The following is a 17,974-nucleotide window of genomic DNA, read 5'->3' as shown; positions in this document are numbered from 1 at the left end:
GGCGGTGCGCGATGTGCTCACCTTCCGGGGCATACGCGCTACAGACTTGGTGCGCCGACATTCCCCATGATCAGAGGCTGGTGCTGAATGACCCGACCTCGCGATCCGAGGCCGGTCGGAGGGAGACGAGCCGCGAAGGCTGAACACCTCAGGCCAACGCCCTCAACGCCGACTAGCGCCAGGCGCCACTCAGTTCCGCTCGCTGACGCCCTGCCACGCGCTGCGCATCATGCGCTGCACCCGGGCGCGGCTGCGTTCCGATAGCGCACGGAGCCGCTCACCAGCGGCCGAAATGCCGGACGAACGATCCAGCCCCTCGACCTGCATGACCCACAAGGCGCGGAACGCACCGTCTGGCCGCCGGAGGAGTTGCTGCGGCGGACCGTCCTCGATCACCCGACCCGCCGAGACGACCACCACGCGATCGAAGTTGACGATCGTGGACAGGCGGTGCGCAACCGCAATGACGGTGCGGTTCTGGATCAGTGCCTCCAGCCCGTTCTGAACCTCCAGTTCCGACTCCGAGTCGAGCGCGGATGTCGCTTCATCGAGCAGGACGATGCGGGCGTTCTTCAGGAAAGCCCGTGCGATACCGATCCGCTGCCGCTGCCCGCCGGACAGATTGGTCCCCCGCTCACCCACGATGCTGTCATAGCCATGCGGGAGGCGCCGGATGAATTCGTCACAGCCCGCGGCTTCGGCCGCACGGTACACCTCGTCATCGTCGGCGTCGGACCGAGCAAAGCGGATGTTCTCCATCACCGTCCGGTGAAAGAGCAGCACCTCCTGCGGCACGACCGCGACCGCATCGCGAAGGCTTTCCTGCGTCACGCTGTCCACACGCTGACCGTCGATCATGACGTGACCGGCCTGCGGATCGTGAAATCGCTGAACCAGCTGAAGCATCGATGATTTGCCCGCACCTGAAGGGCCAACAATCCCGACCTTCTGCCCTGCCGGTATCGCCAGCGAGAGATCGTGCAGGATCGGATGGCGCGGATCGTAACCGAACGTGACGTGGTTGAACTCGACCCTCCCCTCACCCACGCGCAGGCGGGTGGCGCCGGGGGCGTCGCTGAGGGTCTGCGGCACGCCGATGATGTCCAGCGTCTCTCGCAAGTAACTGAACTGCTGACTGACATCGATCAGCGCCATGGCAAGATCGCGAGAGCCATGGAGGATGCGGAACGTCAGTGTGCTGATGACGACAACGTCGCCGGTGGTGATGGCGCCGCTGGACCAGCGGCCGATCGCCCAGATCAGCGTACCGCCGACAAAGATCGCCAGCGACAGATCGTGCAACCCGCGCATCCGCTCGACGAAAAACCACCCACGTCGCTGGGCAATCGCCTCGTCATCCAGGAACCCGCGAAGTCGTGAGAGTTCACGCTCACCCGCGGCAAATGCCTTCACCACCCAGATATTGCCGATGAAATCGACCAGCTCTCCGCCGACCGTCCCGGCATGTTCCGCAAAGGCCTTGTGATGAACATGCCCGCGAAGCCCGAGCAGGACCAGGCCGAGCGTCACGATGACAAAGATGCCGCCGAGGACGATCGCCATGCGGACGTCGATTGTGACGAAGATCAAGATCGCGCCGACGAACACGATCAGTGGCGGCGTCACCTCCTGCAGCAATCGATGGATGATCGCCCCGAATATCCCGGCCAGCCCTGAGATTCGGTGCCCAAGCGAACCAGCGCGCTGGTTCTGGAAGAAGGGCATCTGGTGACCGGTAAGGTAGTTTACCATATCGAGCCGGATCGCGACCCCCGAGACCACCGTCGCCTGGCCGAGCGTCAGCGCGGCAAGCCGCTGCAACAGGCTTTCGAGAATGACGAGCCCGAGGAACGAGGCCAGTGCGGTATAGACCGCGGCTCGGATCCGTTCCTCGCCGGTCATGGTGTCGATCAACACCTTCATCGCATATTGCACGCCGATCGAGCTGACCGACGCACCCGCGACCAGAAGCCCCAACAGCAGGAAAATCCACGGCCGGGCGGCAACATAGTGTAACAGAAAGCGCGGCGGACTAATCAGAAAAGGCATCGGTGGATCGGCACTGTTCATCAACGGTAAAGCCCCGCGTGAACGCACCGATGAGTAGACGCGCAACGATGGGCGACCTTGGGCATCAAGGCGGCACAACTTCGCTTTACTTCATTGGTTTCGCACAGGCGGGGCAACATCGCGGGGTCCGCTGCCCCAACGCTCACGCAAATGCCAATGATTTGTTTCAGCTGGCAGCCGTAACGTGCGCCGGTTGCGACGAGCCCGAGCGGCACTCGATAACCGCCGGGAGCGATGCGCCTTACGCGATGGCCATTAGCGAGCCGCCGACATGGCCCGGAGCCCGTGCGCGCCATCGGGGTGGGCGCCGCCTGCGAGCGGCGCCGTCCGTTCTATCGTGTCGAGACGTTGATCTTTACGTCGACATTGCCGCGCACCGCGTTCGAATAGGGACATACAGCGTGAGCCGCCTGAACGATCTCTTCTGCCTGTGCCTGATCGACGCCCGCGATCGTCACGTCAAGTGCGACGGACAGTGCAAATCCACCGCCAGCGCCGGGCTGAAGGCCGACGTCTCCGACCACTTCGATGTCACTGTCGCGGACACTCGCTTCCTTGCCGCGCGTGACGTGAATAACGGCGTTTTCGAAGCAGGCTGCATAGCCGGCCGCGAACAGCTGCTCGGGATTGGTAGCGCCCCCCTTGCCGCCGAGTTCCTTGGGCATGGCAAGCACCAGATCCAGAACACCGTCCTCACTGCGGACAGTGCCGTTCCGCCCGCCAACGGCCGTCACCTTCGTCGTGTACAACGTGCTCATACCAACCTCCGTTCAATCACGAACACATTTGGTTGTGCACAACCGGATTGCAAGTAAAACATCGTGCCAACGCGACGACGCCCGCTTTCACAAGGAAAGCGTGCCAACGCGACGACGCCCGCTTTCACAAGGAAAGCGGGCATCGTGGTCACATCTGGTGGACGTGGTCAGGGAACCGCGACGTAGGCTCCAACCACCGCAGCGAGCGGAATCAGGGCGAGAACGAGCGGAACAATCTGTCTCATGTCGGCAACCTTGAGCAACGTTTCAGATAGAATGCCGCAGGCTCAAGTAGGTTGCGCGACGCTGAACTGCCACCCCTGATTATCATGGGTGGCGATGTCCCTGAGGGGTCGACTGTCTTGGCAGCATTCTGGCGCCGCAGAACGGCGCCAGAATGACCGATCAGGCATCCCGGGCGGCTGCTTCCTGACGCTTCATCAGAACTCCGGCGCGCCAATAGTGGAAAATGCCCCAAGGCGTGAGCATCGCCACCGAGAACATGGCCCAGCGGAGCGACTCGGCACCATAGGTCGGGCGCAGAAGATCGCTGATCTGGCCCACCGCGAATGGCCCGATGCCAAGCCCCAGTAGGCTCGTCGCGAGCAGCGTCAGTGCCGCCCAGGTCGCGCGAAGTCGCAGCGGCGCGAGATGCTGGATCATCGCGTACGTCGGCCCGATGTAAGCGCCCGCGAAAATGGCCGCGACAAAGTACGAGGCCAGCGCCAGCCAGAGGTGATCGACAAAGTAGAAGGCCAACGCGAACGGGAAGGCTACGAGCTTCAGGACCACGACAACGTAGCTTTGAGCATAAATGCCCTTGGTCTTTGCGACGCGGTCACAAAGCCAGCCTCCCAGAAGCGCCGAGAAACCAGCAATCAGCGCGGCCGGAAGCGCAACGTACTTCGACACGTCGAGGATCGTCATTCCCAGCGACCGCTGCATGTAGCTGGGCCCCCAGCCCGTCACCGCGTAGCCGACGAGCGAGGTGATGGTGATGGCGGCGACGAGGTGGAAAGCAGCACGGTTGTGCCACAGCGAGGCAATGCCCTGCCACATGCCGATGACCGGCGCGTCCGCCGGGGCGGCTGGCACCTTTCCATCGGCAAGGCCGCGGCGTGGCTCGACGACGAACAGCTTCATGATCACGGCAAGGACGATACCCGGCAGGCCGACGACCATCATCGCGACGCGCCATCCATAAGAGTGAGCGACGAACCCGCCGATCACCATGCCAAGGCCACCGCCGAGCAGAACGCCCAGCGAGTAGATCGCCATCGCGCTCGCGCGCTTCTCCGGCGGATAAAGATCAGCGATGATCGACTGGCTGGGCGGTCCGAAGCCGGCCTCCCCGATGCCGACGCCGATGCGGGCAAACATGAGATGAAGGAAATTCTGGGCGAAGCCGCATAGCGCGGTCATCGCGCTCCAGAAGGCAATGCTGATGGCGATGATGTTGCTTCGGCTGGATCGGTCGGCAAGCCGCGCAATGGGCAGTCCGAGCGTTGCATAGAAGATCGCAAATACGAGGCCGGAGAGAAGCCCGAGCTGAGTATCCGAAAGGTGGAGATCCGCCTTGATCGCCTCCAGCAGGATCGCGAGGATCTGCCGGTCCATGAAGCTGAAGAAATAGGCCGTGGTCAGCAGTGCCAGCGTCCATCCGCGACGGCCGAGCGCCTTCTTGTCACGGTCATCATGCACCCATGTGGTGCTGGCATCCATATCGCTCTCCTAAAGCTTATTTCGCCCTTCGACCTTTAACGCGCCGAAAGGAATACACCAGTGGCCTTGCAGCCGACGGCAATGTTTCGCAACAAAGCCGCCGGCGCATAGGTCAAAATGCCTGGGATACCGCTGCCTTCAAGGTGAAGCCCAAGGGCGACGCGGTGAAACCATCGTAGTTGGGGTCAAGCCGGGCGAACGGCGGGTCGCGATCGAAGATGTTCACCGCTGCCAGCGTGAACGTCGTCCCGGTATCGAGGGCGAGACGGTAGGTCGCGTCAAACGTGCGCCACGACCCGATTTCCTTACCCCGCGTAACCGAGGCCCCGGCCAGAGCGCCGAGGTTCGGACCGAAAATTGCCGGCCCGCGCTGATCGGTGTAGCCGTCCACATAGTTGAACTGCAGGCGCAGCGAGTGCGGCCCGCTGTCGCCCTGGACGTACCAGTTTCCGCGCCACTGCGGGATGGGATAGGCCGTGGTCTGGAAATTGAGTTTGCCGACGGCGTCGAACGCCGGCTGGACCAGGATGCCTTCGACCAGCAAATCCTTGATATTGTAGTCGATGACATAAGTGGCGGCGCCGCCAACGGTCAGTTCGACCGGCCCGAGTTCATCGCGGTAGGTCGCGTTCAGATCAAGGCCGGAGGTCTTCACGTCGGCGCTGTTGAACACCTGGGTGCGCAGGCGGCTGACGTTGTTGATGCCGCAGCCCGCAGCATTGAAGGTGAAGCGCGATTGAAGCGCCGCATAGGCCGGGTTGCCGCAATTGGCGGTCCCGCTGGTGCCGAACAAGGCGTTCGAAAGGCCCGATACCGGTTCCGCCTCGATCGGTCCCTTCAGGTCGTAGCGCCAGTAATCGAGGCTGGCATTGAACGGTCCACGATCGATGAGGATGCCACCATTGTAGGTGGTGGCGCTTTCCGGACGAAGATTGGGATTGCCGAACACCTCGACGGCGCGGAAGCCGGTACCGATAACCTGCAGCGACACGCCCGAACCGGACAGGTTCTGCGGCGGCGGACCGCGGAAACTGGTACCGATGCCGCCGCGCAAGCCGAGCCAATCGGTGAGTTCGATCTTCAAGCGCGCCTGCGGGTCAAAGGTCGAGCCAACGTTGCCGCGGTAATCCTCATAACGAGCGGACAATTGCAGGTTGATCGCGTTGATGATCGGGATCTGCAATTCGGCGAACAGCGCATAGACGTCGGCTGAAGCCGTGCGCTGAGGATTGGTGCCGAGGAAGCCGAGCGCGCCGGTCTGCGGGTTGCAGGTGGCGTTGGGATTCAGCGGCGTGCCCGGGCACGGGTTTACGGCGATGTTCGCATCATTGTTCAGAAGGGTCTGGAACGTGTTCTTGCGGTACTGACCACCCACGGCGAAGCCGATGTCCCGGTCAGCCCACAGCCGGATACCAGTCCGTCCCGACAGCGCGGCGTCGCCGACATATTGCTGAGTGCGTACCTGAGTGTTGGGCGTGCGGAAGAACAGATCGATTGTCGCCAGATCGTTGATCAGGCCGCCGCCGGGCGCCAGATTGAACCCGGCGGGATTGCGCGTCCCCGCATAGTTTGGATTGACGATACCGGTGACTGCGTTGGCGGGGATCGCGGTCGAGAATGGGTTGAAGAACGTACAGCCGTTGGTGCCGGCGAGGCCGGCGAGCTGTGCCGGGGTCAATCCCGCGCGCGACGCCGTGGACGCATAGGCGCAATTGGGACCGCCGAAGCCAGCCATCGCATTCTGCAGCAGATCGCCAAAGGAGTCGGTGCCGTCATAGTCACGATGATATTCGCTGAAGGTGAAGCCCGTCGTGAAATCGAGATTGCTGCTGAGTTCGATATGAAGGTCGGCGGTAAAGCGCATCGCGTCGGTATCGCGCTTCGAGATGGCAGACCCGCGATCGTTGGTCCGGTTTTCAAACAAGGGATTGCCACCGAGCAGGAACGGGCGGAACAGCACCGGCAATGCAACCGCGCTGTCGAGCGCACCCGACGCCGACCGGGAGCAGCCTGCCTGCGCCCCATATAGCGCGCAATAGTCGCGCAGTGCCGGAGCGTAACCGGGGATGACGAAGAGCGAACCATTGCCGAACGCCGCGTTGGTGGAGGGCGGCAGCGTGGGAAGATAGCTGGGCGAACTCGTCACGCGCGTGTTGGTGAACGAATACAATCCGGTGAGCCGCAATGTGGCGTTGTGCGCGACATCGAATTCGGTGTCGAGGAAGGCCTGGAAGCGTTCTTCAGGCTCGACCAAATTATCGAACTGCCCAAATTGCGTGAAGCAACGGTCGGTGTTCGATCCAGGCGCGCTGCGGAAACCGCCGAGGCCCACGCATCCAAGGTCCGTCGTCAGGTTGATCCCACCGACAGTTCCGTTGAAGTCGAAGTTTCCTGGGCTGCCGCCGCCGGTCCAGGCGCCCTGCGGGTTCGTCGGGTAAGGCTGAACGGCGAAATCGCGATCGGTGAAGCGAAGCTCCGAGCGGCGTTGGTACCCGACAGAAGCGAAGACTCGGAAGTTGTCCTGCTTATGCCCGAAAGATACGGCGCCGCCGTAGTCGCCCTTCGATCCATCGATCCAGCGATAATCACCGGACACCAAGAAGCCCTCCTGATCGGTGCGGGTGATGAAATTGACGACGCCGGCGATCGCGTCCGAGCCATAGGTGGCTGCCGCGCCGTCCTTCAGGATCTCGACCCGCCCGATCGCGGCGCTGGGGAACATGTTCACGTCGACGATCGGGATGCCAAGACCCGAGGGTACCATCCGCTTGCCGTTGAGCAGCACGAGCGTGCGCTGCGGCCCCAGGCCGCGCAGGTTCACGGATGCCACGCCTTCCGACCCTTGCGCGCGGGTATCGAACTGGTTTGCGTCACCCACGGTGCCGTTCGCAACGGTCAGATTCTTCAGAAGATCGACGGCGGTCGGTGCACCCTGACGGGCAAGCTCCTCGCCCGAGATGACATCGACCGGCACGGCCAAATTCTCAGGCGTGCCGCGGATCAGCGTACCGGTGACCACGATATCGGGAGCCGATGAACTATCGTCAGCCGACGGGGCGGACTGGATCGCGGTAGGATCGCCGCCGATCTGAGCGTGCGCCGTACCGGCGGATAAAAGAGCCCACGCGAGCGCCGAACATGCGGTGCCACGGACGAAAAGCGCCTTCGCCATCATCTCTCTCCCTGATGCGGTCGGCCTCTATTCGGGCCGTACCGTATCATCGAATAGACGATGGGCGTTCCGTTACGTCAAGCGACAAAGGTTAGCCGTTGCGCCCCTTCCCCATAAAAAAAGCGGGTGTTGCAAAGAACACCCGCTTCCATACCAGCAATACTGGAACGCGTTTTAATATCCGTTGAGCCGGGCAAAGCGGTCGCGATGATAGCTGGCATTGCCCCACATCGTCTCCAGCACGGCCGAACGCTTCAGGTACAGGCCGGCATCATATTCGTCGGTCATGCCTACGCCGCCGTGCAGCTGCACCATCTCGCGGCTGACCAGACGAAGCGTGTCGTTCGCGACGGCCTTGGCGAGGCTGACGGACTGGTTCACGTCCGAACGATCGGCATCGATCGCTTCCAGCGCCCCCTCGACCGCGGAGCGCATCAGCTCGACCTCGGTCTTCATCTTGGCCATGCGGTGCTGAAGCGCCTGGAAGGTCGACAGAACCTGACCGAACTGAACACGCTGCTTCAGGTAATCCAGCGTCTGGTTGAAGGCGCTGTCCGCCATGCCCAGCATCTCCGCCGCGGTGACTGCCGTCGCGCGATCAACAATCGCCTGGGTCAGATCCGCTCCACCCAGCTTTTCCGCCGGCGCGTTGTCGAAGGTGACGTCCGCATGGCTGCGGCTGTCTGCCATGCGGCGCGAATGGACGGTGACACCCCCCCCCTTCGCCACTGCATACAGGCCGTCGGCCGCGGCTACGACGAACACGTCGGCCCCATCACCCTCGGCCACGAACTTCTTGGTGCCGCTCAATTTGCCACCGGCGACAGCCGTTGCCAGCACTTCGACGCCAGTGTGCAGCGGCCCCTCGTCGATCGCGAGCGTCGCCACCGCCTCGCCGCTGGCAAGCTTGCCCAGCCAGGACGATTTCGCTGCGTCCGATGATCCCATCGCGATCGCGCTGGCAGCCACCGCCGTTGACGACAATGGGCTTACCGCCAAGTTGCGGCCAAGTTGCTCGACCACGAGGCCGAGGGACAGATACCCGAATGCGGAGCCGCCAAACTCTTCGGGGATCAGGATCCCCGCCCAGCCCATCTGGCCGATCGTGGTCCAGGCCTCGGGATCGAAGCCCTGCGCCGGTGCTGCATCGCGCAGCTTGCGGAATGCGGTGGTGGGCGATTCATTGTCGGCCCATTCGCGCGCCATGTCGCGCAACATCACCTGTTCGTCGTTCAGCAACGCCATTTGTAAAACCTTTTTTCGAAGGACCTGCCGGGGAGGGCGGGCGTCTTCGCGCCCGCTCCTCGACCCGGCCCTCTCCGACGCGTTCGCCCGCGCCTAACCGAAACCAAATCCAGCGATTACTGGTGGTCGAGCATCCCAAGAATGCGCTTGGCGATGACGTTGTTCTGGATCTCGGTGGAACCACCGTAGATCGACACCGCCTTGCCCCACAGCCAGGTGCGGGTGGCCGCCAGTTCCTCGTTGTTGAAGCCCTCGCCTTCCCAGCCAAGCCCCTGCATGCCCATGATCTCGATCGCGAGTTCCGCGCGATCCTGGGTGATGCGGGCGCCGACGTTCTTCATTACGCTGGTCGCCGCAGAAGGCCCGGCGTTGCCCTTTGACTCCAGCGCCGCGCGACGCAGAGTCAGGGCGAAGGCGCGCTGATCCATTTCATGCTTGATGATCCGGGTGCGCAGGTCGCTGTCCGCCAGCTTGCCCTCGCCATCGACGCCGCGATACTTCTTGGCGATCGCCGGGATCTGCTCACCCTGGTTCATCCGGCCCTGCGAGCCGCCCCCGCCCGAGAGCGAATTGCGCTCATGCTGCAGCAGGCGGGTGCCGATCGTCCAGCCCTGCCCTTCCTGGCCGACCAGATTTTCCTTGGGCACCTTCACATTGGTGAAGAAAGTTTCGCAGAAGGGTGATGCGCCCGAGATCAGCTTGATCGGGCGTGTCTCGACACCCTCTGCATCCATGTCGATGAGCAGGAAGCTGATGCCGGCGTGCTTCTGGGTCTTGTCGGTACGAACCAGCGCAAAGCACTTGTCGGCCCACTGCCCGCCGCTCGTCCAGGTCTTCTGCCCGTTGACGATGTAATGATCGCCCTTGTCCTCGGCGAAGGTCTGCAGACTGGCGAGATCCGAACCGGCGCCCGGCTCCGAATAGCCCTGACACCAGCGCACTTCACCGCGAACGATGCCCGGGATGTGCTTCTGCTTCTGCTCTTCGCTGCCATATTCCAGCAGCGTCGGTCCGAACATCATCACGCCCATGCCGCCGATCGGGTTGTACGCGCCGATGCGCGCCATTTCCTCACCGAGCACGCGGGCTTGCTCGCGCGTCAGGCCACCGCCGCCATATTGCGCAGGCCAGGTGGGTACGCCCCAACCCTTGGCGCCCATCGCTTCGCGCCAAGCCTTCTGCTCGGCGGTTTCGTCCGTCGGGCCGTCAACGGCCGACATGGCGTTGTCCTTGCCGCGCAGGCTGACAGGAAAATTCTCCTCCAGCCAGGCGCGCGCCTCGGCGCGGAAAGCATCAATCGTGTCTGCGGAACGGTCCAGTTCGGCGGCGCTTGCCATCAATCATTTCTCCGAAGCCGATTCTGAAGATCGGGTATGGCGGCGTCATGCCATGTTTCCAGTGGCAAGCAAAGCGACAACTGATGCCTGTTCGTCTATCCGGTTTTGCCAAGAGGTAGAATGATGCGATTCGATCATCCCGCAGTCCCGATCGCGTTGATTGCCATATTGATCGATTCGATCGGGTTCGGGATCGTGCTGCCCGTCCTGCCGTCGTTGATCGTGGATCTTGGCCAAGTCGACCTGGCGCAGGCGAGCAGGATTGGCGGCTATCTGCTGGCGATCTATGCCGTGACGCATTTCTTCGCCGGGCCGGTGATCGGCAGCCTCTCAGATCGCTACGGGCGGCGGCGCGTGCTGCTGATCAGCCTGATCTGCTTCGGCATTGATTACGCCTTCATGGCTTTTGCACCGACGCTCGCCTGGCTGTTCGCCGGACGGGCGATCGCCGGGATCGCCGGGGCCACTTATGGACCGGCAAATGCGGTGATCGCGGATGTCACCCCCCCTGAGCGCCGCGGGAGGATGTTCGGCCTGCTGGGCGCCGCATTTGGAGGCGGTTTCATCCTGGGTCCTGCGATCGGCGGGATATTGGGCGATCTCGGCCCGCGTGCGCCCTTCGTGGCTGCTGCGGTGCTCGCGTTCGTCAACGCTGGCCTGATCCTGACCCTGATGCCGGAAACGCTCCCGCCGGAAAATCGACGGGCTTTCAACTGGCGGCGTGCCAATCCCGTCGGCGCGTTCGCGCCTTTGTTCGCGGCAGGAGGCGCCGCGGCGCTGCTGATCGGATCGTTGATGTGGCAGATCGCTCACATGGTCTATCCGTCGACCTGGTCGTTCTACGTCAGCATCGCGCTCGGCTGGGACAGCAAGGCGATCGGCTGGTCGCTCGCCGCCTCCGGCGTGTCCATGATGCTGGCGCAGGTTTTTCTGATCGGCCCCACCATCAAGCGGTTCGGCGAGGATCGAACGGTGCTGATCGGCCTCACCGCCGGGGTGATCGTTTTTGGCCTATACGCCTCCGCCGGCGAGGGGTGGCAGATCTACGCGCTGATCGCGGCTGGATCGCTCACCGGACTGGTGGCGCCGTCGATCAACGCGATCCTGTCATCGCGAGTCGATGCGGCCAATCAAGGGGCGTTGCAGGGTGGTCTCGCCAGCCTGGCCAGCCTGGCGGCGATCGTCGGACCGCTGGTGATGACGCAGGCGCTGGCATTCGGCGCTGAGCGTGGTCATCCGGGGGGCGCCTTCCTCCTGGCCTCGATGCTGTGCGCAGCGACGTTCGTGGTGTTCCTGTCCGGCGTCGTACTGCGGCGGGGGAAGCTTGCCTGACGTCGCAGCGCCCCCATCTCGCCCATCAGACACACGGGAGACTTGCATGATCGACCTTCATTATTGGCCGACCCCAAATGGGCACAAGATCACGCTATTTCTGGAGGAAGCAGGCCTTTCTTACCAGATCATCCCAGTCAACATCGGGACCGGCGAGCAGTTCAAGCCGGACTTTCTGCAGATCGCGCCGAACAACCGGATGCCGGCCATCGTCGATCATGATCCGACCGACGGCGGCGGGCCATTATCCGTCTTCGAATCCGGCGCTATCCTACTGTATTTGGCGGAAAAGACCGGTAAGTTCGGCGGCGACACGATGCGTGCGCGGGCCGAGGTGAACCAGTGGCTGATGTGGCAGATGGGCGGCCTGGGGCCGATGCTGGGGCAGAATCACCATTTCCGCAACTATGCGCCGGAGAAGGTGCCCTATGCCATTGATCGTTATCTGAAGGAAACCAATCGCTTATACGGCGTACTTGATCGCCGTCTTGCAGATCGGCCGTTCGTTGCCGGGGACGATTACACGATCGCGGACATGGCGAGCTACCCCTGGATCCTGCCCGAAGCGCAGGGACAGGATCTGGCTGATTTCCCCAACATCGCGCGCTGGCATGCGGCGATCAAGGCGCGACCGGCGACAGAGCGGGCGTACGCCAAGGGCAAGGAAATCCAGCCCAAGGCGGCGCCAATGTCGGACGAGGCGAAGAAGGTGCTGTTCGGGCAGACCGCGAACGCCGGCCGCTGAGGCGGCCTGCCGTCACACCCCGCCGGCCTGCTGGCGGGGTATGACGGCCTGTCACCGGAGATTATTGGCCGCGTCGCGAAGGCGCGCGGCCAGCAAGCCTCAATTCTCCCGACCGGGTCGGCGGCTGCCGCCGGTGTCGAGATGGAAGCCGGCATCGACGCGCCAGGTTTCGCCGGTGATCGCGCGGCCGGCGGGGTCGAGCAGCATCTCGATCGGGCCGGCGATATCCTCCGCCTGCGGTGCCATCGCCATCGGCGTGCGGCGCGCGACATTGGCGTCGAGCTTCGCCTTGCCTTCGACGCCCAGCGACTTTTCGAACCAGCCGGTGCCGACATAGCCGGGCGCGACCGCGTTGACGCGGATCGCCGGGGCGAGGACGCGGGCGAGGCTTTGCGTCATGGTGATCAGTGCGCCCTTCGAGGCGGCATAAGCGATCGAGGAGCCGACGCCGTGAATGCCGGCGATCGACGCGACGTTCACCACCGCACTCATCGGCCCCTCCCGCATGGCTGGCGCGCAGGCACGGACCATCTGAAAGGCGGCGATCGTGTTCAGCCGGTAGATGTCGATGAAATCCTCCGCATCGAGGCCGTCGAGATCCTCATGCATGACGTGTTTCGTACGTCCGGCATTGTTGACGAGGAAATCGAGCCGACCAAAGGTGTCGGTGGCGGCGGCGACGAGCTTCCGACATTCGGCGTCGTCGGCGATGTCGGCCTGCACGGCGATCGAGCCGTTGGCGACCTCTGCGGCCAGCGCCTCCGCCTCAGCGCGACTGTGGGCATAGTTGATCACGCAACGGACGCCGCGTGCGGCGAGCCGGCGAACCACCGCTGCCCCGATACCGGTACCCCCGCCGGTGACGATTGCCACTCCCTGATCCATTTGACGCTCCTTAAAATTCGAATGTCGCGTATGGCATTCGGAAGCGAGCGCCGCTAGCGCGGGATTCATGGAGAGTATCGCAGACCTGCTCGCACAGGATTTCGGCACGCTGCCGGACCTGATCCGCCGCCACGCCGTCAACCAGCCCGAGAAGCTGGCGATCGCTGATGGCGATGCGCAAATCACCTATGCCGAACTCGACCGGGCGATGGACCGGGCGGCCGCCGCGCTTCAGCGCGACGGCACAGCACAGGGACAGGCGGTGGCGATGGTGAGCTATCCCAGCGTTGCCCAGTCGATCGTCTTTCTGGCCGCAGTGCGCGCGGGTTCGGTAGCCGCACCGATCCAGCCTTCGGCGACGCCGGAGCAGATCGCCGGCATGGTGAGCGACAGCGGCGCCAACCTGGTGTTCCTCGACCGTGCCAACGCCGATGCGCTGGCGGGCCAGAAGCTGTCCGCGACCATCGTCATGCTGGAGGAACTGGACGCGTGGCTGGCGCCGGAAGGCAGCACGCCAGCGCCGGTGGAGATCGCGCCGCTCGACGGGTTCAACATCATCTATTCGTCAGGCACGACCGGCATCCCCAAGGGGATCGTGCAGAGCCATACGATGCGCTGGCAGCATCTGTCGCGCAACAGCACCGCCGGGTTCGACACCGCCGTCACGCTGCTGGCGACGCCGCTATATTCCAACACCACGCTGGTCAGTTTCCTGCCGACGCTCGCCTGGGGCGGCACGGTGGTGCTGATGAAGAAGTTCGATGCTCGCCGCTATCTGGAGCTGGCGCAGCAGTATCGTGCCACGCACACGATGCTGGTGCCGGTGCAATATCAGCGCATCATGGCGCTGCCCGATTTCGACAGTTTCGACCTCAGCGCCTTCCGCTTCAAGACGTGCACCTCCGCGCCGTTCAAGGCCGAGCTGAAGCGCGACATCCTGAACCGCTGGCCGGGCAAGCTGGTGGAATATTACGGCATGACCGAGGGCGGCGCGTCGTTCATCCTGGTCGCCGACGAAAACCCCGACAAGCTGCATACCGTCGGCAAGCTGTCGCCCGGGCATGAGGCGTTGCTGCTCGACGAGGACGGCAATGAAGTCGCGCCCGGCGAGATGGGCGAGATCGTCGGCCGGTCCCCGGCGATGATGAACGGATATCACAAGCGTGAAGGCGCGACGCGCGAGGCCGAGTATTACGATGCCGAGGGCAAGCGCTGGATCCGCCACGGCGATGTCGGGCGGATCGACGAGGACGGATTCCTGATCCTGATGGACCGCAAGAAGGACATGATCATTTCGGGCGGGTTCAACATCTATCCGTCCGACCTGGAAGCGGTGCTGGCGCAGCATCCGGCGGTGGCAGATTGCACCGTCGTGGGCGTGCCGAGCGAGGAATGGGGCGAGACGCCGGTCGGCTTCTACGTCCCCCGCCCCGGCGCGGATGCGAGCGCGGAGGAGGTTCGCGCCGCGACCAACGAGAAGCTGGGCAAGACCCAGCGACTGTCGAAGCTGTATGTCACCGACGAGCTGCCGCGCAGCGCGATCGGCAAGGTATTGAAGCGCGAGCTGCGCGATCGGCTCGCCCAAGGTGAATTCCAGGGGGAAAATGCATGACGAGCCTGAAGCAAATCCTGGACGGGTTGACGCCGCTGGGCGACGGACCCGGCTGGCGCGGGGAAATCCCCGACGGCTGGCTGCAGGGGCGGACCGGCTATGGTGGGCTGTCGGCCGCGATGGCGCTTCACTGCGCGATGCAATCGGATACCGACCTGCCCCCGCTTCGGTCCGCGCAGGTGAGCTTCATCGGGCCGCTCGCCGGCCCGGTCCTCGTCACCGCGCATCGGCTGCGGCGCGGCAAGAACGCGGCGTTCATCCAGGCTGATATCGAGAGCGAGGCGGGCCTGGGACTGCGCTGCACCTTTGTGTTCATGCGCGCGATCGAAAGCGAGCTTGATTACGCCGTGACGACGGTGCCCGATTTCGCAAAACCGGGCCCCGAGGAAACGACGTTCAAGGGGCATCCGGCGGTCGCCTTCACGCAGAATTTCGAGTTCCTCGACCGGCGCGAAGGGCCGAACCTGTTGCCCGCCGAATGGCTGCGCTGGACGCGGCTGAATGAGCGCGAGGGGTTGGACCCGATGGTCGAGCTGCTCGCGGTCGGCGATTGCCTGCCGCCCGCGGCGCTGCGCCTGATCGGGCGCAACGTGCCGATGAGCTCGCTGACGTGGATCCTGAACGTGCTGGGGCCGACGCCATCGACGGAGGACGGCTGGTGGCTGCTGCGCTCCAATGCCGATTATGCGCGGGCCGGAAGCTCCTCGCAGCAGATGGGGATCTGGAACAGCAAGGGCGAAATGGTCGCCGAACAGATGCAGTCGGTGGCGGTGTTCGCCTGACGTCTTCGGCCGGCCGGGTGCCTCGCTACCGCGCTGGCGCCCGGCGGCCGCTTTAGCCCAGTACGGGCATCAAGCCCCCACGCCTGTCATCAGGCCCCACAGCATCCAGCCGTTCAGCAGGACGATCACTGCGGCGATCCCCCAGGCGAGCGCGATCAGCCAGCGCGGGGCGGCCATCGATCCCATCAGGCGGCGACTGCCGGTGAAGGCAACGAGCGGCAGGACCGCGAAGGGCAATTGCAGGCTCAACACCACCTGGCTGAGCACCAGCAGCTGCGTTGCGCCCGAATCGCCTGCGATCAGCACACCGGCCACGGCCGGGATGATGGCAAGGCCGCGGGTGATCATCCGCCGCAGCCACATCGGCAGGCGGAGTTCGAGGAACCCCTCCATCACGATCTGACCGGCGAGCGTGCCGGTGACGGTGGAATTCTGACCGCTGGCGAGCAGCGCAATGGCGAAGACCGCGCTGGCCGCGCCGACGCCCAGCATGGGGGCGAGCAGTTGATGCGCTTCCTCGATCTCAGCCACCTCGGTGCGGCCGGCGACGTGGAAGGTCGCGGCGGCGAGGACGAGGATCGCGGCATTGATGAAGAAGGCCAGGCCTAGGCTGACGGTCGAATCGATCGTTGCCATCTTCAGCGCGTCACGCTTCTCCGCGAGTCCCTTCCCCACCGCGCGGGTCTGCACGATCGCGGAATGGAGATAGAGATTGTGCGGCATCACGGTTGCGCCGAGGATGCCGATCGCGATGTACAGCATCAGCGGGTTGCTGACGATTTCGGTCGACGGGATCAGCCCGGCGGCGGCGGCAGCCCAATCCGGCCCGGCCCAGGCAAGCTCAAAGGCGAAACAGCCGGCGATGACGATCAGCAGCGCCGCGACGAACGCCTCCAGCCGGCGGAAGCCGTAGCGTTGCAGCGCGAGGATCAGGAACACGTCGACCGCCGTGACACAGACGCCGGCGACCAGCGGCAGGCCGAACAACAGCTTCAGCGCGATCGCGGTGCCCAGCACCTCGGCCAGATCGCAGGCGATGATCGCGATCTCGCACAGCACCCACAGGACCAGCGAAACCGGACGCGAATATTGCCGCCGGCACGCCTGCGCCAGATCCAGCCCAGCGCCGATACCGAGCCGGGCGGACAGTGCCTGAAGCACGATCGCCATGAGGTTCGACAGCAGGATGACGCTGAGCAGCGTATAGCCAAAGGCCGAGCCGCCGGCGATGTCGGTCGCCCAATTGCCCGGATCCATATAGCCGACGGCGACCAGCCAGCCGGGGCCGACGAAGGCGAACAGCCGCCGCCAGAATCCCGCGCCCTCGGGAACGCGGATGGAGGCATAGACCTCCGGAAGCGATCGCAACGGTTCAGCAGCGTCAGGCTTCATCGCGTTCGCCATGCGGGACGCCGAATGGCGTTTCAACCGTTTAGTCGGGCCAGGATGGCGGAATTGCGCGCGGCGAGCGCGGGATCGCAGCGGTCGGGGGCGGTCAGGATCGCGCCGTTCAGCGCCGTATCGATCGGCGATGGGGTGCGTTCGGGCGGCAAGGCGGCGATCAGCGCGCGGATCATCGATCGGGCGATGACGCCGTTGGCGGCCATCTGAGCGACGATCTCGCTCACCTCCACAGGCTGCTCATTCTCGCGCCAGCAATCGTAATCGGTGACCATGCCGACGAGAGCATAGGGCAGCTCCGCCTCACGCGCGAGGCGTGCCTCGGGCATGGCGGTCATGCCGATGACGTCGCAGCCCCATTGGCGGAAGATCTCGCTTTCGGCGCGGGTGGAGAATTGCGGGCCCTCCATCGCGAGATAGGTCGAGCCTTCGGTCACCTGGCCGCCGGCCGCCTGGACCGCGGCGGCGGCAAAGGCGGACATGCGCTGGCACACCGGATCGGCGAGCGAGACATGCGTGACCATCCCGGTGCCGAAGAAGCTGGCCGGGCGCGCCACGGTGCGATCGACGAACTGGTCGACGATCACGAAACGGCCGGGGGCAAGTTCCTCGCGCAGTGAGCCGACCGACGACACGCCGATGAGGTCGGTGCAGCCGGCCCGCTTCAGCGCATCGATGTTGGCGCGCACGGGAATGTCGCCGGGCGCGATGCGATGGCCACGGCCGTGACGCGGCATGAACCGCAAGCCTACCGAGCCGATGCGGCCGAACAGAATGTCATCGGAGGTCGCGCCCCAAGGGGAGGAGACGGTGCGCCATTCGGCGTCCTCCAGCCCCTCGATCGCGTACAGGCCGGAGCCGCCGATGATCCCGATCGTCCATTGCGTGTTCATCGCCGTCCCCTGATAAGACG

The 17,974-nt window shown here is 64.2% G+C and carries 13 protein-coding genes; 4 read left to right on the top strand and 9 right to left on the bottom strand.

The window, feature by feature from the left end; translation table 11 throughout:
* Positions 1-189 precede the first annotated feature (189 nt).
* The 6 genes from K0S66_RS12375 to K0S66_RS12350 form a co-directional block, all read right to left on the bottom strand.
* The gene (locus K0S66_RS12375) at positions 190-2,049 is read right to left on the bottom strand and encodes an ABC transporter ATP-binding protein (protein WP_301075742.1); all 1,860 of its coding nucleotides are present in this window, start codon (positions 2,047-2,049) and stop codon (positions 190-192) included.
* Between the two features lie 353 nt (positions 2,050-2,402).
* Entirely contained in the window at positions 2,403-2,828 is a 426-nt protein-coding gene (locus tag K0S66_RS12370; protein ID WP_301075740.1) for an organic hydroperoxide resistance protein, read from the bottom strand.
* 405 nt (positions 2,829-3,233) lie between these two features.
* On the bottom strand, positions 3,234-4,550 hold the full coding sequence (locus K0S66_RS12365) for an MFS transporter (RefSeq protein ID WP_301075739.1): 1,317 nt from the start codon (positions 4,548-4,550) through the stop codon (positions 3,234-3,236).
* 112 nt (positions 4,551-4,662) lie between these two features.
* Positions 4,663-7,722 (bottom strand): TonB-dependent receptor, encoded by a 3,060-nt coding sequence (locus K0S66_RS12360; RefSeq protein ID WP_301075738.1) that lies wholly within the window; start codon positions 7,720-7,722, stop codon positions 4,663-4,665.
* 174 nt (positions 7,723-7,896) lie between these two features.
* Positions 7,897-8,967, bottom strand: a complete 1,071-nt coding sequence (locus K0S66_RS12355; protein WP_301075736.1) for an acyl-CoA dehydrogenase family protein — start codon at positions 8,965-8,967, stop codon at positions 7,897-7,899.
* A gap of 116 nt (positions 8,968-9,083) precedes the next feature.
* On the bottom strand, positions 9,084-10,304 hold the full coding sequence (locus K0S66_RS12350) for an acyl-CoA dehydrogenase family protein (protein WP_301075735.1): 1,221 nt from the start codon (positions 10,302-10,304) through the stop codon (positions 9,084-9,086).
* 120 nt (positions 10,305-10,424) lie between these two features.
* On the opposite strand from K0S66_RS12350, the gene K0S66_RS12345 reads away from it, so the two are divergent.
* Together K0S66_RS12345 and K0S66_RS12340 are read left to right on the top strand one after the other, a co-directional pair.
* Positions 10,425-11,636, top strand: coding sequence for an MFS transporter (locus K0S66_RS12345; RefSeq protein WP_301075734.1), 1,212 nt, complete (start codon positions 10,425-10,427; stop codon positions 11,634-11,636).
* 46 nt (positions 11,637-11,682) lie between these two features.
* The gene (locus K0S66_RS12340; RefSeq protein WP_301075733.1) at positions 11,683-12,381 is read left to right on the top strand and encodes a glutathione binding-like protein; all 699 of its coding nucleotides are present in this window, start codon (positions 11,683-11,685) and stop codon (positions 12,379-12,381) included.
* 99 nt (positions 12,382-12,480) lie between these two features.
* On the opposite strand, the gene K0S66_RS12335 is transcribed toward K0S66_RS12340, so the two are convergent.
* Positions 12,481-13,266, bottom strand: coding sequence for an SDR family oxidoreductase (locus tag K0S66_RS12335; protein WP_301075732.1), 786 nt, complete (start codon positions 13,264-13,266; stop codon positions 12,481-12,483).
* A gap of 67 nt (positions 13,267-13,333) precedes the next feature.
* Here K0S66_RS12335 and K0S66_RS12330 point away from each other — a divergent pair, with 67 nt between their 5' ends.
* Both K0S66_RS12330 and K0S66_RS12325 read left to right on the top strand, forming a co-directional pair.
* A complete protein-coding gene (locus tag K0S66_RS12330; RefSeq protein ID WP_301075731.1) occupies positions 13,334-14,878 on the top strand; it encodes a class I adenylate-forming enzyme family protein in 1,545 nt (514 codons plus the stop codon).
* Positions 14,875-15,660: a thioesterase family protein gene (locus tag K0S66_RS12325; protein WP_301075729.1), complete on the top strand. Its 786-nt coding sequence runs from the start codon at positions 14,875-14,877 to the stop codon at positions 15,658-15,660. Before K0S66_RS12330 ends, K0S66_RS12325 begins: the two co-directional genes overlap by 4 nt.
* A gap of 69 nt (positions 15,661-15,729) precedes the next feature.
* On the opposite strand, the gene K0S66_RS12320 is transcribed toward K0S66_RS12325, so the two are convergent.
* Together K0S66_RS12320 and mtnP are read right to left on the bottom strand one after the other, a co-directional pair.
* The gene (locus K0S66_RS12320) at positions 15,730-17,064 is read right to left on the bottom strand and encodes an Nramp family divalent metal transporter (RefSeq protein ID WP_301075728.1); all 1,335 of its coding nucleotides are present in this window, start codon (positions 17,062-17,064) and stop codon (positions 15,730-15,732) included.
* A 20-nt stretch (positions 17,065-17,084) separates the two neighbouring features.
* On the bottom strand, positions 17,085-17,954 hold the full coding sequence (gene mtnP, locus K0S66_RS12315) for an S-methyl-5'-thioadenosine phosphorylase (RefSeq protein WP_301075727.1): 870 nt from the start codon (positions 17,952-17,954) through the stop codon (positions 17,085-17,087).
* Positions 17,955-17,974: the final 20 nt, after the last annotated feature.

Source organism: Sphingomonas sp., assembly GCF_029239295.1.
GTDB lineage: Bacteria > Pseudomonadota > Alphaproteobacteria > Sphingomonadales > Sphingomonadaceae > Sphingomonas.
The sequence above is the reverse complement of the archived record's forward strand: the minus strand, read 5'-3'. Positions and strand labels throughout refer to the sequence as shown.